The following is a 12,790-nucleotide window of genomic DNA, read 5'->3' on the forward strand; positions in this document are numbered from 1 at the left end:
CGTTTCCAAGCATTCAGGAAATCCGAGCCTATAGCACTGCCTCGTGGCAGGTGGTGATGGGAAACCCGGAAGCCTTGCAGCAGTTCGACTTGTCTGTTGCAGGGTTTTGGCGATCATTCTACGCGCAGCTTGTTGCCTTAGCTTTGGGTCTAGCAAGCCTGTTGATATTCATACCTTTCTCGGCCGATGGCAGCATTTTGCAACTAGGCGAGTTTTTGGGTGGGCAACCTTCAGAGGTGCTTTACAGATTAGCCATCTACGTTGTTGTTCTGATTTGGCCTGCACTAAATTGCGTGGTGTTTGCTTACACGACTGGTTGCCTGTCAGACCGTTTAGGTATTCGTGATACCTACAGCAACTATATAATAGTAAGAAACTGGGCGACGGTTGTCTTAGCTTGTTTTACGATCCTGTTTGAGCTGTTGATGCGCCTTTCTGGTTCGGCTCTGTTGGAACAGGTGCTTGCTTATCTGCCCGCTTTTTTGGGACTTTGGGTATATTTTAGAGTTGCTCGATTAGTAGCTTTAGCAACAATACCAGTTTCGTTCGGGTTGCTCGCGCTGGAGTTTGTTGTGGACTTGGCTCTTGTTCTCATACCAACATACCTAATCTTCACACCAGTATTCGTCATCAGTATGTTAGCAGGCTGGGTATTTTAGACGATTATAGATTGAAAGTGTTTTTCGATGGCTCTTAGCATTCAGGAAATTGGGCAGTCCTGCATAGCATCATGGCGGGTGATGAAGGGGGAAACAGAGGCGTTGCAGCAGTTTGACCTGTCTGCAGATGGCTTCTGGCGCTCCTTTTTGGTTATCTTTCTGCTGCTTCCCTTCTATTTCCTGAGCCTCATCTCAGAGCAAGCCCTGATGCTCGAATACAATCTGGAGCAGGGGCAGGAGGCAGCCGAGATCGCTTCTGGCGGCGCACTGCTCTATATCGGCAAAACCCTGTCTCTGTTTGTAGACTGGGTCACCTTCCCAATTGTCCTTGCTGTGTTGGCAGGCTCTATAGGGATCAAGCGCACCTACGGTCCTTACATCATCGTCCGAAACTGGAGCACACTACTCATCCTGCTGCCGCAGACGCTTTTGAACCTGCTCTACCTCGCAGGCATCATCCCGTCTGCTTTGCTGGTCATGCTGACCTTCCCCATTGTCGGGTGGGTTCTGTGGTTCAGATTCCAAATCGCCCGCGTCGCAGGGGACTGCAATGTCTCAACCGCCATCGGTCTGGTGATTCTGGATTTAGTCCTGTCGATCCTGATCAGCGCCTCGTTTGACCGCCTATTTGCTTGATCAAACCAGTTTTTCTTCAACCCCTTCAAATTTTCGGTAGCGCTCCTCTCAGTTTCCGCGCAAACTTAACGTGGAGGAAAATTGGGAGGGACGGAAATGTCAGACAATCATCTGACCGCGCCTGCGGGTGCGCAAAACTCGCCACACAAACCGGCGAAGCCTATTGTTCGTCATGTCACTCTGGAGGATGTCACAAGCTCCCTGAAGCTTGGAATTCTGGACTTCGTAAAGACGCCGGTGATTGGCCTGACCTTCGGCGCGTTCTTTATGATCGGCGGCATACTGGTCACGCTGCTCTCGTTCTGGGTGGACATGAGCTACATCAGCTACCCGCTGGCCTGCGGCTTCCTGCTGCTCGGCCCATTCGCAGCGCTCGGGCTTTATGAAGCATCCAGGCAGCTACAGTCAGGACAAACACCCCGCATGGGCGGCCTGTTCACCCTCATGTGGGAACAACGCCGTGGTGAAATCGCGTGGATGGCCTTCGTGGTCATCTTCATCCAGTTCCTATGGATGTTTAAGGTCCACCTGCTGCTGGCTCTCTTTCTGGGAATGAAGGGTTACGGCACGTTTATGCAGTTCGTGCAGACAGTCTTTGAAACGCCAGATGGACTGCTGTTTCTTTTCGCAGGCCACATAGTTGGCGCTTTCTTTGCTCTGCTGCTCTTTGCAGTCAGCGTGGTGTCTTTCCCGATGCTGTTGGATACAGAGGTGGACTTTGTGACCGCGATGATAACCAGCTTCAAGGTGGTCACGGGAAGTCCAGTGGTGATGGTTGGCTGGGGACTGCTCATCACCGCAATTTTGATGGCCTCAATGATCCCGGCGTTTGTCGGCTTGCTGGTCACGTTGCCAGTGCTCGGGCATACTACGTGGCATCTGTACAAACGGGTAGTTACTTTCAAGGAATAGTAAAACCTTGGCGAACCGGAGGTGGATTACCTCCGGTTTCGATTGTCAGGGCCAGATAGGAGAGCGTCTAGTCTTCTTCATCCGCTGGAGCTTCATCAGGCGCGATGTTTTTCAAACTATCCTGATAGGCGAGAAATGACGCTTCATCCTCTTCCGGAGTGCGGTAATCCACCTGAGTGAGGTAAAGCCCCTCAGGCACAGCGACAGGCCCACAGGCCTTTCTGTCACACGCCTCAAGTGCGGCCTTCAGATCATCTTTGGTCCAGCGCTCTTCGCCCACAAGACGTAGACTGCCCACCATAGACCGAACCTGATTGTGCAGGAAGGACCGTGAGCTGCATTCCAAAAACACATGATAGCCCTGCCGATACACGCAGATGCGCTCCATCGTCTTCCACGGGCTCTTTGCCTGACAGCGTGTATGCCGAAACGTCGTGAAATCATGGTGGCCAAGCAGCACTTGCGCCGCTTCGTTCATGGCCTCCGCATCCAGCTCCGGTTTCACATACCACGCCAGCCCGCGATCATGGGTCAGCGGCTCAAGTCGGTTGGCGATCTTGTAGCGGTAGTGACGGCGGATCGCGGAAAAGCGGGCATCAAAACCAAGTCCGGCTTTCTCGCAGGCCAGAATGGCAACAGGGTCCGGCTGCGCATGAAAGTTCAGCGCATTTTTGACCGTTTCAGCAGGCCAGTCCTTTTCAAGATCCAGATGCGCCACCTGTCCGGTTGCATGCACACCGGAATCCGTACGCCCTGCGCCGCCGATGGTGACAGTCTCGCCCGTGAAAGATTTGATTGCGCGCTCAATAACACCCTGAACTGTAGGTCCGTTGTCCTGACGCTGCCAGCCCACAAAAGGGCGTCCGTCATAATCAATGGTAATCTTGTAACGCGGCATTCTTGTTCTTTGCAAAGTTAAGCGAGCAGACTGTGAGCCAGTGTGCTGAAGGTTAGACAGGCATGTGCCCGCAGGATATCTCGGAAATTCCGCGCTGTACTATCAGATTTGCAAGAGCAAGGCCAGACCTCACACGGTGGCCACAAGAGAACCTACTCAAACTCCTGAAAAGGTGTGGCATAGCTCACTTCAACGGGCAGGTCTTTATGCCCTGCATGTGTAAACGGCAAAGCCATGAAGATTGGTCCGGCGTATGGTCCTTGCACCTTTTTTGCCAGCTCGCCATCAAAGCCGAAGCGAGAATAGTAGTCAGGGGCACCCAGCACCAGCACCAGATCTTCACCCATCCCTTGAAGGTCATCCAGTGCTTCTTGAATAAGCTTGGTGCCAACCCCTTTGTTCTGCATAGCAGGGTCAACACAAACAGGAGCAAGGCAGCTGATTTTGAGACTGTGTCCCTTGCCAGAACCCGTCACACGGGAAAAGGCGAGGTGCCCGAGCAGATTGCCGTCACGATCCGTTGCAATCCGCTCCAGAACCAGCGCCCCACAGGCGCGCAGTCGTTCGACAAGGCGCCCTTCATTGTTCTGCCCAAAGGCCCGAGCCAGCAGAGATAAAATGGCAGGCTCGTCTTTCTTCTCAGGCGCGCGCAGACCAACCTGATCCTCTCCAATCTGGTGGAACTCAACCATGATGCCTCCGCGCTTCCTACTGTTACTTAAGGAAAGCCTATCTGATTACGCTGGGTCAGGAAACTGTTTCTCCAACACTAAGCTTAGAGCCACGTAAAAATTCCTCGGCAGACATCGCCTTTTTGCCCGCACGCTGAACCTGCACCAGCTTGATCGCGCCAGAACCGCAGGCAACGCTTAAAGTGTTGGCTTCTGCTTCCAGAACTTCACCAGCAGCACCTGTCCCATCAGCCAGATGACTGCGCAGGATCTTCACCCGCTCAGGATTCTTCCCGCCCAGCTCCATCTCGCACCATGCACCGGGGAAGGGAGAAAGACCGCGAATGTGGTTGTGTACTTGCTCTGCCGGCAATGACCAGTCAACGCGCGTTTCGCTCTTCTGAATCTTCTTGGCATAAGTCACACCCTCATCAGTCTGAGGCGTAGCGCCAAGAGCACCGCGGGAAAGGGCCGAAAGCGCCCGCACCATCAGATCGCCGCCCAAAGCGGAAAGCCGGTCATGCAACTCACCAGCTGTCATGTCTTCGGTAATCGCAACGGTCTCGGACATGCACACAGGGCCAGTGTCCAGCCCTTCTTCCATCTGCATCACCTGAATACCAGAGGCTTTGTCACCAGCCATAATCGCCCGGTTAATCGGCGCAGCCCCGCGCCAGCGTGGCAGCAGGGAGGCGTGCCCGTTCAGGCAGCCATGCTCGGTGCCGTCCAAAATAGCTTTTGGCAGCAACAGGCCATAGGCCACCACCACAGCAACATCAGCTTCAAACGAGCGGAACCGTTCCTGTTCCTCTTCGCTTTTCAGGGAAGTTGGAGTGAAGACAGGAATGCCAAGGCTTTCTGCTGCTTCATGAACTGGCGTTTTCTTCAGCTCCATGCCGCGTCCGGCTTTGCGTGGTGGCTGTGAGTAACAAGCGACCACGTCCCAACCTTGCCCGACAATCTCGAAAAGTGTCGGAACGGAGAAATCAGGAGTACCCATAAAGATGACGCGCAATGACATAGCTGACCTGCCTGGCTGTAATTCTTGTATTCCTGCTTTAATGCGTCAGCTACCGGGTGAGGACAAGGAAAAAACAACAAAAAAAGCGGCTCTCCAAAGAAGGCCGCTTCATCCGCTTACAATGTGCAAGGATCAGGCTTGTTTTGCCTGCTTGACCATCTTCTTCACAATCCGCTCGCGCTTCAGGCGGGACAGATAGTCGATAAACAGCACGCCGTTCAAATGGTCCAGCTCATGCTGAATGCAGGTTGCCAGCAGATCGGCAGCTTCAAGTTCCTGCTTTTCACCGTCAATGTTAAGGAAGGAGACCCGAATCTTTGCTGGGCGCTCAACATCCTCGTAGACACCGGGAATGGACAGGCACCCTTCCTGATAGGTGTTCTTCTCTTCAGAAGACCATGTGATCTCAGGATTGATGAAAACCATCGGCTCTTTTTCGAAGCTTTCGTCTTCTTCGTTTTCGCGCTCTGCAACATCCAGAACGAACATGCGTTTCATAACACCGATCTGACTTGCAGCTAGGCCGATGCCCGGCGCGTCATACATGGTTTCCAGCATGTCGTCGGCAAGTTTTCTGATTTCGTCGTTGATGTCTTCAATCGGAGCGCACTTCTCGCGAAGGCAGGTTTCCGGGACAAATTTAATCTCGCGAATCGTCATAATTACTTTTGAGTTTGTTCTCGTTGCAAAGCTGCCCGCTCAACGTGAGGTCGGCCGACGTGGTTGTTCAGGCTTCATATCCTCTTATCGGAAATTTGCCAAGGCGTAGACTATAAGCTTTTCGCCAGAGCTTTTTAAGGGCACTCCCCATCAATTGAAGGATGTGGGTTGCGGTGCATCCAAGAAAGCTGAGAGGTTTCGCGGCCTTGCAAAGTGTTCTATGTTTGTTTCATGGAACAGACAGTCTTCTCATTCGGTGCATATACCTTTTCGTTTATCCAGGCAGTCACGGTGGGCGGTGGGCTTTTTTTCCTGCTGCTGCTCGTCTGGATTATGAGCCTGCGTGCAAAATTAAACCAAGCGCGCGGTGTATCGATACTGGAGCAAAAGCGGGCAGAGGATACAGAAGCGGCATTAGCCGAGCTGGTCCGCTCCAACGGTGAAATGACAGGCCGTATGCAAACCATGGCAGAAGTTTTCGGCTCCCGTCAGTCGGACCTGCTGCGTGTCGTCAACGACCGTCTTGATGGCCTTGGCAAAACGCTAGGCGCCTCTGTTCTGGAAACCCACCGCCAAACCCACGCAAGTCTGACAGGACTGCAGGAGCGGATGGCGCTGCTCGACAAGGCCAACAAAACCATGGGCGAGCTGGCCGGGCAGGTGACGGACCTGCAGATGGTGCTGAATGACAAGCAGTCCCGTGGTGCGTTTGGACAAGGGCGCATGGAAGCGATCATCGACGATGCGCTGCCGCCAACAAGTTTCACCCTGCAGGGCACGCTCTCCAACCGTTCCCGTCCCGATTGCCTGATCCACATGCCAACAGGTGCACCACCTTTGGTGGTTGATGCCAAGTTCCCGCTGGAGGCCTTCGCAGCGATCAAGGACGCGGAGACCAAACCAGAGCTAAAGGAAGCGTCCAATCGCTTCCGAAAAGACATCTCCAAACACCTTGAAGATATCGCTGGTAAATACCTGCTACCGGGAGAGACGCAAGACACAGCGCTCATGTTCGTCCCATCCGAGAGCCTCTTTGCCGAGATCCACGAAGGCTTTCCGGACCTGACCCAAAAAGCCCACCGCCTACGCGTGGTGATCGTCTCTCCATCCCTGCTTGTTCTCGCTGTACAGGTGATCCAGTCTGTCCTTCGAGACGCACGCATGCGCGAACAAGCCCACCTCATACAGGCCGAAGTCGGCAACCTCCTGCTGGATGTTGGTAGGCTGACCGAGCGTGTATCCAAGCTGCAAAACCACTTCGCCCAGACCAACAAGGATCTGGATCAGATTATGATTTCCGGCGACAAGATCACCAACCGCGCCCGCAAGATTGATGAAATGCAGTTGGGTAGTAAGGCCAATGATCAGGTTTCCTCCTCAGCCTCGGGACCGCAAAAGACAACCCATCTGGCCGAAGACGAACTGCCATCCCCGTTCCAGTTTGATCGCAGATAAAGCCTAAGGCTTGTGTGCCAGATGCTCCCGCAGCGCTGTCACCGCCGGACGCCTCCACGCTGCGGAGCTTGCCACCATATAATAGGCGTTGCCCGTCATATGTCGCGCCGGGATAGGCTCACTCAATGTCCCGTCCTCCAGATCGTTCTCGATCAGGACTGAGGGAAGCAGCGCAAGACCAAGCCCTTGACGGGCCGCCTCCAGCACCATGAAAAAATGTTCAAAGGAAAGGGACGTATCTCCGGGCAGATAGCTCGAAAGCTTGTGCGCCTCCGCCCAATAGTCCCAGCTGCCAAGCCGCGTGGAATGAACGAGGCGCGGAAACACCAATAAGTCTCTCAGGCTTTTGGGCTGTGCATCACCGAGAAGGCTGCTATGACATACAAGCACCATCTCCTCCTCGCAAATCCGGTAACTCTCCAACGCAGACCAACTGCCACGCCCAACCGTCAACGCCACATCCACACTGGACGGGTCCCAGTTGACCGGATCCTTGTGTCCCGCCGAAAAATCAGCAGGAATAGTGACAAGGTCAATGCTGATAGCGGGGTAGGCCTGCGTGAACCCCTTGATCCGCTGCATGAGCCAAAGGTTGGCCAATGAGGGCAGGGTGCCGATACGCAGCTGACCAGAGACAGACCCCTTTAATTCGTGCTCCAGATCCTCAACCAATTTCAAGGCGCTCTTTGCCTTTTGGCTCAACAGCAAACCGTCCTGCGTTAGTGCTAATGTCTTGCCCTGCCGGGAAAATAAGACAAGCCCTAACTGCTCCTCCAGGTTTTGAATACGCCGAGAGACAGCCCCCTGCGTAATGCCCAGCTCTCTGGCTGCGCGGGTAAAACTGCCATGGCGGGCAGCTGCATCAAAAACAGGTAGCACCGCAAGGATTTGTGAGGTGATCGATAGACTGTGACGGCTCATGCTATGAGTTTAACTCATGTCTATGTGACTGTCATTGGCCTATCTATGAGGTTTTAGGCAGTTTAAAACAACTCCAACATGAGTTCTGCGAATAACTACAAGGCGAGGCTGAAAATGGTGCATCCATTCCATCTGGCATTTCCGATTGATGATCTGGAACAGACCAAAGCGTTCTACATGGGCGTGCTTGGATGCAAGCAAGGCCGCGAGCTTGAAGGCAAGTGGGTCGATTTTGACCTGTTTGGACACCAGATGTCCGCACACCTTCGCAAAAAATCACAGGCCCAGCTTGATGACACAGGTTTTGTGGATGGCGATGCCGTTCCTATCCCTCATTTTGGCGTTGTGTTGCCAATGGAGGAATGGAGGTCTCTGGCGGACCGCCTGAAAGCACAGGACGGAATTGAATGGCTGCTGGAACCCAAGATCAGGTTTGAAGGGCAGCCGGGAGAACAGGGAACATTCTTTATTAAAGATCCCTCGGGCAATGCTCTTGAATTTAAAGCCTTCGCCAGTGATGCTGATATCTTTGCCACCTGAGTAGAGCTAGATGGAAATTTTAGAAGCAAACCACACAACACAGAACACCGCTGAAACCGACCGGATCAAGGTCGCTCTGGCCCAGATTGCTCCGGTCTGGATGAAACGGGACGCAACGCTGAAAAAGGTGGCGGACGCCGTTGAGCTGGCAGGCAAGCAGGGCTGTCAGCTTGTTACATTCGGCGAAGCTCTGGTGCCGGGTTATCCGTTTTGGATTGAACGAACCGATGGCGCGCGCTTCAATGACCCGAAGCAAAAAGCATTTTACGCCGAGTACCTCGAACAAGGCGTGGTCATTGAAGACGGTCACCTCGATGGCATCTGTGCCATCGCGAAAAAACACAGCATCGCCGTCTATCTCGGCGTGATGGAACGGGCCTCAAACAGAAGTGGTCATAGCCTTTACTGCACACTGGTTTACATTGACCAGAACGGCGAGATCGGTTCAACCCATCGCAAATTGCAACCCACCTACGAAGAGCGCCTTGCATGGGCACCGGGCGATGGCAACGGCTTTCGCGTCCATCCGCTGGGCCGTTTCAAGGTTGGCGGCCTCAACTGCTTCGAAAACTGGATGCCTCTGTCCCGTGCCGCTTTGTATGCGCAGGGAGAAGACCTCCACGTTGCCGTTTGGCCGGGCGGTCTGCACAACACCGAAGACACAACACGCTTTGTCGCTAAAGAAAGCAGAAGCTATGTGATTTCAGTGTCCGGCCTCATGCGCCCCGCAGACTTACCGCAGGACACTTTGGAACGGGCAGAGATCCTCGAAAATAGTGGAGACTTCCTCGCAAACGGTGGCTCATGCATCTCTGCTCCTGATGGGTCCTGGGTGGTTGAGCCGCAGGTCGGCAACGAGGTCTTGATTACTGCCGAGCTGGACCATGCTGTGGTGCGCGGCGAGCGTCAAAACTTTGACCCAACCGGCCACTACAGTCGCCCGGATGTGACACGTCTGGTTGTGGATCGCAAACGTCAGCAGATCGCAGATTTCATCGAGGATGAATGAAACTAAGCACTCAAGCAGGTTTGCTGGGTCAGGGGGCCGCGTAGCTTTGGATGTATTTCCCAAAAACTTCAGGAATGTTGCGTGCTAACCAGCGACATGCGTGCCTCCGACTTTCCTGAGGGAACGCCGGAGCTGGTCGAAATCCTTGCAAACAGCGAGGACTTGGTTGCTGACGGAGGCTCGTGCATCGCCGCGCCGGACTGGTCATGGGTGGTCGAGCCACAAGTTGGCAAAGAGCTTCTGATTATAGCTGAACTGGATTACGCCATGGTGCGCGCCGACTGCCAACTGCTTGACTCAACGGGTCACTACAGCCGCCCGGATGTAACCCGTCTCGTCGTCAATCGAAAAAGCCAGCAGCTTGCTGATTTTGTCGACTCTGAATAAAACGAATTACGATAATTGAAAGAATACAACGTGATCTGAGGAGCGGGGGTCAGCTTTGAGGGTCATGCTCAAAAATGGGGTGCCGTATGAATTTGGTCTTGTCTCTCACAAACGTCAACGAAGCAGAGTGGATTGATCGACTGCGAGCACTCCTTCCCAATCGCAAAATAGAGAGCTGGAAGAATGGCGTGTCTGACCCGGAAAAGGTGGACTATCTCTTCGCTTGGAAACCAGACCCCGACGTCTTTGCGGCCCTTCCAAACCTGAAGGTGATCTTTTCGCTGGGCGCAGGCGTTGACCACCTGACCTCACTGCCACAGCTGCCCCACCTTCCGCTCGTGCGCATTGTTGACGCTGATCTCACCAGCCGCATGACCGAGTGGGTTGTCTTTCAGACACTCTTTCACCATCGCGACCACCTCATGTATGCTGCTCAGCAGGAAGCCAGTGTCTGGAAAGACCACAAGCAGCCGGCTGCCAAAGAGGTGCGCGTCGGCGTTCTTGGACTAGGCGAGCTGGGCCTGAGTTCTGCAAAAGCGCTCAAATCTTTGGGCTTTGATGTTGCTGGCTGGTCGCGCACGCCCAAGAATGTATTGGGAGTTCAAAGCTTCTTTGGAGACAGCCATCTTGATGACTTCCTTAAGCGCACAGATATTTTGATCAACCTCCTGCCATCTACGCCAGCAACGCAAAAGCTGGTGAATGCAGAACGCCTGGCCTTGCTGCCACAATCAGGTGCGTTGGGCGGCCCGGTCTACATCAACGCCGGACGCGGGGCGACACAGGACGAGGCAGCAATTGATGCCGCTTTGACATCCGGTCAGCTTAAAGGGGCCAGCCTTGATGTGTTTGAGGTTGAACCCCTGCCGCAAACCAGCCCGCTCTGGAAGCACAAAAACTGCATTATAACCCCGCATGTCGCCGCACCGAGCGACCCGCAAGCGCTCTCCGAGTATGTCGCCCGGCAGATCAAGAGGTTTGAACAGGGCGAACCGCTTGAAAATCTGGTTGATCTGGAAGTCGGGTACTAGGCTACCCGTTTCTTGATGAAACCTTAGAGCGCTGCACCAAATACGCGAAGAAGTTGAGTGCACCGCTCAATCTAAGATTTAGCCGCGAAGAGTAGCATCCGACGCAACGATAACAATAAGTTGTGTTTCGATGCTCTCTTTACTTAAAGGCTTGCTCCAGCGAGACGTGGGCAACGCAAGCGTTGAGTTCGGCCTCATCTCCGGGCTCGTCGCCCTGACTATTCTGGCCATGGTATCCGCCCCAAAACTCAGTGATGCTGACTTTCTGCCCGCCAGTGAAAAAGCGCAGCCATCTGAAACGAAGCCAAAACTGCAATTGTGGGAATTGGTGAAACCAACCAATTAAAATTGTAAATAAACGGGATTTCGCGAGACAAAACGATCGAGCGTTAAGGGCTTCTTTGCAAATACCCCTGCAAAACCGTAGGACGGTACGAGCAGGGGAGATCACCACATGATTGCAAATGGGTTATTGATCATATTTCCATTGCTGCTCGCAATCGCTGCCTTTTTCGATCTCTTCACCATGAGGATCCCCAACAAGATAAACTTGGCGATTGCTGTGGCATTTGTTGGACTGGCAGTACTGTTGCAACTGCCAATGGAGCAGATCGGCCTAAGCTTCGCCCTCGGGTTCGGCGTCATGGTCATTGGCTTTGGCCTGTTTGCTCTGGGTGTCATGGGCGGTGGTGATGTGAAGTTTCTGGCCGCAATCTCACTCTGGTTCGGCCTCTCCGTTAATATGCTGGAGTTCATACTGCTCACCAGCGTCTACGGCGGCTTGTTAACGCTGGTCATTCTGGGGCTGCGCAAGGTGCCATACTTCCCGCAGTTCATGCATGGACAGCATTGGCTCTTGAAGCTGCACGATAAAGAGACCGGTGTTCCCTATGGAATTGCAATCGCTATCGCAGGAATTCAGGTCTACCCAAACACGCTCTGGTTCGCCCAGATCCCAACACTGTAGCGTGCGTCGAAACAGTTCTTAGGAAAGTATTAAGGTTTTGAATTAGTGGAGCTTCACTGGTTCTAACCTATTGCTCTTCATGATTAATCCGCGTTCTTCTTCTGTGAAGATAAGTAAAAAATACAATTAGATAGATGCTACGGAATATTAACTATGTCTTGACCATTTTTGTTCAAATTAGAGTTAACGAATACTGCATAGCTAAATCTCTCAGAGGGTGGGTGCCACATGAAGGCCTCCAGATTAATAGTCTTAATTATCGCATTAGGTGCCGGTGGATTGGCCGCTTGGCTGAACCTGTCGTCAGGTTCCCGTGATCAGACACCAACAATCGTCGTGCAGGAACAGGAAATCCCATCCCTTGAGATTCTAGTAGCAGCAAAGGCCCTCAAAGTTGGCACTGCACTTACAGAAGGTGATTTGACCTGGTCAAAGTGGCCGGAAGAGTCCGTAACCGAAGGCATCATCCTGCGCGGCGCAAATCCGCAGGCAGATCAGGAATTCTTGGGACAGATCGTCAAAGCAGAGATGTTCGGCGGCGAACCAATCCGTACAGAACGCCTGATCGATACCGATAAGGGATTCCTTGCCGCGATCCTCCCAAAAGGCAAGCGCGCCATCGCAGTGCCTGTAGACGCAGTAACCACAGCCGGTGGTTTCATTCTGCCCGGCGACAAAGTTGACGTCCTGATCAGTATGCAGGGCAAGAAACGTGACGATGGGATCATCAGCGAGACGCTCCTTGAGAATATCAGGGTGCTTGCGATTGACACCACAACAGCCTCTGAAAACAGCAAGAAGGCCATGTCGCCAGATCACACGGCCACGCTGGAGTTATTGCCCCATGAAGCGGAGACGATCGCCCGCGCAACCCAGATGGGGACGCTTTCACTCTCTTTGCGCAGCGCTGCCGATTCCGAGGATGGGCTAAAGCAGCCACCGCGTGTCAAAGGCGGCGTCAAATTTGTGAAGTACGGGATCTCATCCCAGTCTATTAACGGGAATTAGTAGGTAAACTATGAT

16 protein-coding genes are annotated in these 12,790 nt (G+C 53.4%); 11 read left to right on the forward strand and 5 right to left on the reverse strand.

The genetic code is table 11. The annotated features are described in order from the left end of the window. The first annotated feature begins 56 nt into the window (after positions 1-56). From IE076_RS19115 to IE076_RS19125, 3 genes are all read left to right on the forward strand, one after another. Positions 57-659: a hypothetical protein gene (locus tag IE076_RS19115; protein ID WP_189438390.1), complete on the forward strand. Its 603-nt coding sequence runs from the start codon at positions 57-59 to the stop codon at positions 657-659. A 27-nt stretch (positions 660-686) separates the two neighbouring features. Then, positions 687-1,295, forward strand: a complete 609-nt coding sequence (locus IE076_RS19120; protein ID WP_189438391.1) for a hypothetical protein — start codon at positions 687-689, stop codon at positions 1,293-1,295. A 96-nt stretch (positions 1,296-1,391) separates the two neighbouring features. Beyond that, positions 1,392-2,207 (forward strand): DUF2189 domain-containing protein, encoded by an 816-nt coding sequence (locus IE076_RS19125; RefSeq protein WP_189438392.1) that lies wholly within the window; start codon positions 1,392-1,394, stop codon positions 2,205-2,207. Between the two features lie 67 nt (positions 2,208-2,274). Here IE076_RS19125 and truA read toward each other — a convergent pair whose 3' ends face one another. The 4 genes from truA to def form a co-directional block, all read right to left on the reverse strand. Then, on the reverse strand, positions 2,275-3,105 hold the full coding sequence (truA, locus tag IE076_RS19130) for a tRNA pseudouridine(38-40) synthase TruA (RefSeq protein ID WP_189438393.1): 831 nt from the start codon (positions 3,103-3,105) through the stop codon (positions 2,275-2,277). Between the two features lie 152 nt (positions 3,106-3,257). Continuing rightward, positions 3,258-3,797 carry a GNAT family N-acetyltransferase gene (locus tag IE076_RS19135; protein WP_189438394.1) on the reverse strand — a complete coding sequence of 180 codons (540 nt, stop codon included), beginning with the start codon at positions 3,795-3,797 and terminating at the stop codon, positions 3,258-3,260. Between the two features lie 55 nt (positions 3,798-3,852). Further along, on the reverse strand, positions 3,853-4,791 hold the full coding sequence (gene fmt / locus IE076_RS19140; RefSeq protein WP_189438489.1) for a methionyl-tRNA formyltransferase: 939 nt from the start codon (positions 4,789-4,791) through the stop codon (positions 3,853-3,855). A 138-nt stretch (positions 4,792-4,929) separates the two neighbouring features. Next, positions 4,930-5,457, reverse strand: coding sequence for a peptide deformylase (def, locus tag IE076_RS19145; protein ID WP_189438395.1), 528 nt, complete (start codon positions 5,455-5,457; stop codon positions 4,930-4,932). A 213-nt stretch (positions 5,458-5,670) separates the two neighbouring features. On the opposite strand from def, the gene IE076_RS19150 reads away from it, so the two are divergent. Continuing rightward, complete coding sequence (locus IE076_RS19150) at positions 5,671-6,912, forward strand: DNA recombination protein RmuC (RefSeq protein WP_189438396.1); 1,242 nt, start codon at positions 5,671-5,673, stop codon at positions 6,910-6,912. A 3-nt stretch (positions 6,913-6,915) separates the two neighbouring features. Here the strand turns inward: IE076_RS19150 and IE076_RS19155 are convergent, their stop codons facing one another. Continuing rightward, positions 6,916-7,833 carry a LysR substrate-binding domain-containing protein gene (locus IE076_RS19155; RefSeq protein WP_189438397.1) on the reverse strand — a complete coding sequence of 306 codons (918 nt, stop codon included), beginning with the start codon at positions 7,831-7,833 and terminating at the stop codon, positions 6,916-6,918. Positions 7,834-7,911: 78 nt separating this feature from the next. Between IE076_RS19155 and IE076_RS19160 the strand changes: the two genes are divergently transcribed. From IE076_RS19160 to cpaB, 7 genes are all read left to right on the forward strand, one after another. After that, positions 7,912-8,373: a VOC family protein gene (locus tag IE076_RS19160; RefSeq protein WP_244649731.1), complete on the forward strand. Its 462-nt coding sequence runs from the start codon at positions 7,912-7,914 to the stop codon at positions 8,371-8,373. Positions 8,374-8,383: 10 nt separating this feature from the next. Further along, a complete protein-coding gene (locus IE076_RS19165; RefSeq protein ID WP_189438398.1) occupies positions 8,384-9,382 on the forward strand; it encodes a carbon-nitrogen hydrolase family protein in 999 nt (332 codons plus the stop codon). 81 nt (positions 9,383-9,463) lie between these two features. Beyond that, on the forward strand, positions 9,464-9,769 hold the full coding sequence (locus IE076_RS19170; protein WP_209009277.1) for a carbon-nitrogen hydrolase family protein: 306 nt from the start codon (positions 9,464-9,466) through the stop codon (positions 9,767-9,769). 86 nt (positions 9,770-9,855) lie between these two features. Then, a complete protein-coding gene (locus tag IE076_RS19175) occupies positions 9,856-10,800 on the forward strand; it encodes a 2-hydroxyacid dehydrogenase (RefSeq protein WP_209009279.1) in 945 nt (314 codons plus the stop codon). A 130-nt stretch (positions 10,801-10,930) separates the two neighbouring features. Further along, a complete protein-coding gene (locus tag IE076_RS19180; RefSeq protein ID WP_189438400.1) occupies positions 10,931-11,146 on the forward strand; it encodes a hypothetical protein in 216 nt (71 codons plus the stop codon). Between the two features lie 108 nt (positions 11,147-11,254). Continuing rightward, complete coding sequence (locus IE076_RS19185; protein WP_189438401.1) at positions 11,255-11,767, forward strand: A24 family peptidase; 513 nt, start codon at positions 11,255-11,257, stop codon at positions 11,765-11,767. Between the two features lie 228 nt (positions 11,768-11,995). Next, the gene (gene cpaB, locus IE076_RS19190) at positions 11,996-12,775 is read left to right on the forward strand and encodes a Flp pilus assembly protein CpaB (protein WP_189438402.1); all 780 of its coding nucleotides are present in this window, start codon (positions 11,996-11,998) and stop codon (positions 12,773-12,775) included. Positions 12,776-12,790 lie beyond the last annotated feature (15 nt).

The sequence above is a fragment of the Pseudovibrio japonicus genome (assembly GCF_014651595.1).
In the GTDB taxonomy this organism is placed as follows: domain Bacteria; phylum Pseudomonadota; class Alphaproteobacteria; order Rhizobiales; family Stappiaceae; genus Pseudovibrio; species Pseudovibrio japonicus.

Excerpts from the sequence above, each read along its gene's own strand:
- IE076_RS19115 (WP_189438390.1), top strand. The coding sequence starts at position 57 with ATGGGAAACCCGGAAGCCTTGCAGCAGTTCGACTTGTCTGTTGCAGGG.
- IE076_RS19120 (WP_189438391.1), top strand. The coding sequence starts at position 687 with ATGGCTCTTAGCATTCAGGAAATTGGGCAGTCCTGCATAGCATCATGG.
- IE076_RS19125 (WP_189438392.1), top strand. The coding sequence starts at position 1,392 with ATGTCAGACAATCATCTGACCGCGCCTGCGGGTGCGCAAAACTCGCCA.
- truA (WP_189438393.1), bottom strand. The coding sequence starts at position 3,105 with ATGCCGCGTTACAAGATTACCATTGATTATGACGGACGCCCTTTTGTG.
- IE076_RS19135 (WP_189438394.1), bottom strand. The coding sequence starts at position 3,797 with ATGGTTGAGTTCCACCAGATTGGAGAGGATCAGGTTGGTCTGCGCGCG.
- def (WP_189438395.1), bottom strand. The coding sequence starts at position 5,457 with ATGACGATTCGCGAGATTAAATTTGTCCCGGAAACCTGCCTTCGCGAG.
- IE076_RS19155 (WP_189438397.1), bottom strand. The coding sequence starts at position 7,833 with ATGAGCCGTCACAGTCTATCGATCACCTCACAAATCCTTGCGGTGCTA.
- IE076_RS19160 (WP_244649731.1), top strand. The coding sequence starts at position 7,912 with ATGAGTTCTGCGAATAACTACAAGGCGAGGCTGAAAATGGTGCATCCA.
- IE076_RS19165 (WP_189438398.1), top strand. The coding sequence starts at position 8,384 with ATGGAAATTTTAGAAGCAAACCACACAACACAGAACACCGCTGAAACC.
- IE076_RS19175 (WP_209009279.1), top strand. The coding sequence starts at position 9,856 with ATGAATTTGGTCTTGTCTCTCACAAACGTCAACGAAGCAGAGTGGATT.
- IE076_RS19180 (WP_189438400.1), top strand. The coding sequence starts at position 10,931 with ATGCTCTCTTTACTTAAAGGCTTGCTCCAGCGAGACGTGGGCAACGCA.
- IE076_RS19185 (WP_189438401.1), top strand. The coding sequence starts at position 11,255 with ATGATTGCAAATGGGTTATTGATCATATTTCCATTGCTGCTCGCAATC.
- cpaB (WP_189438402.1), top strand. The coding sequence starts at position 11,996 with ATGAAGGCCTCCAGATTAATAGTCTTAATTATCGCATTAGGTGCCGGT.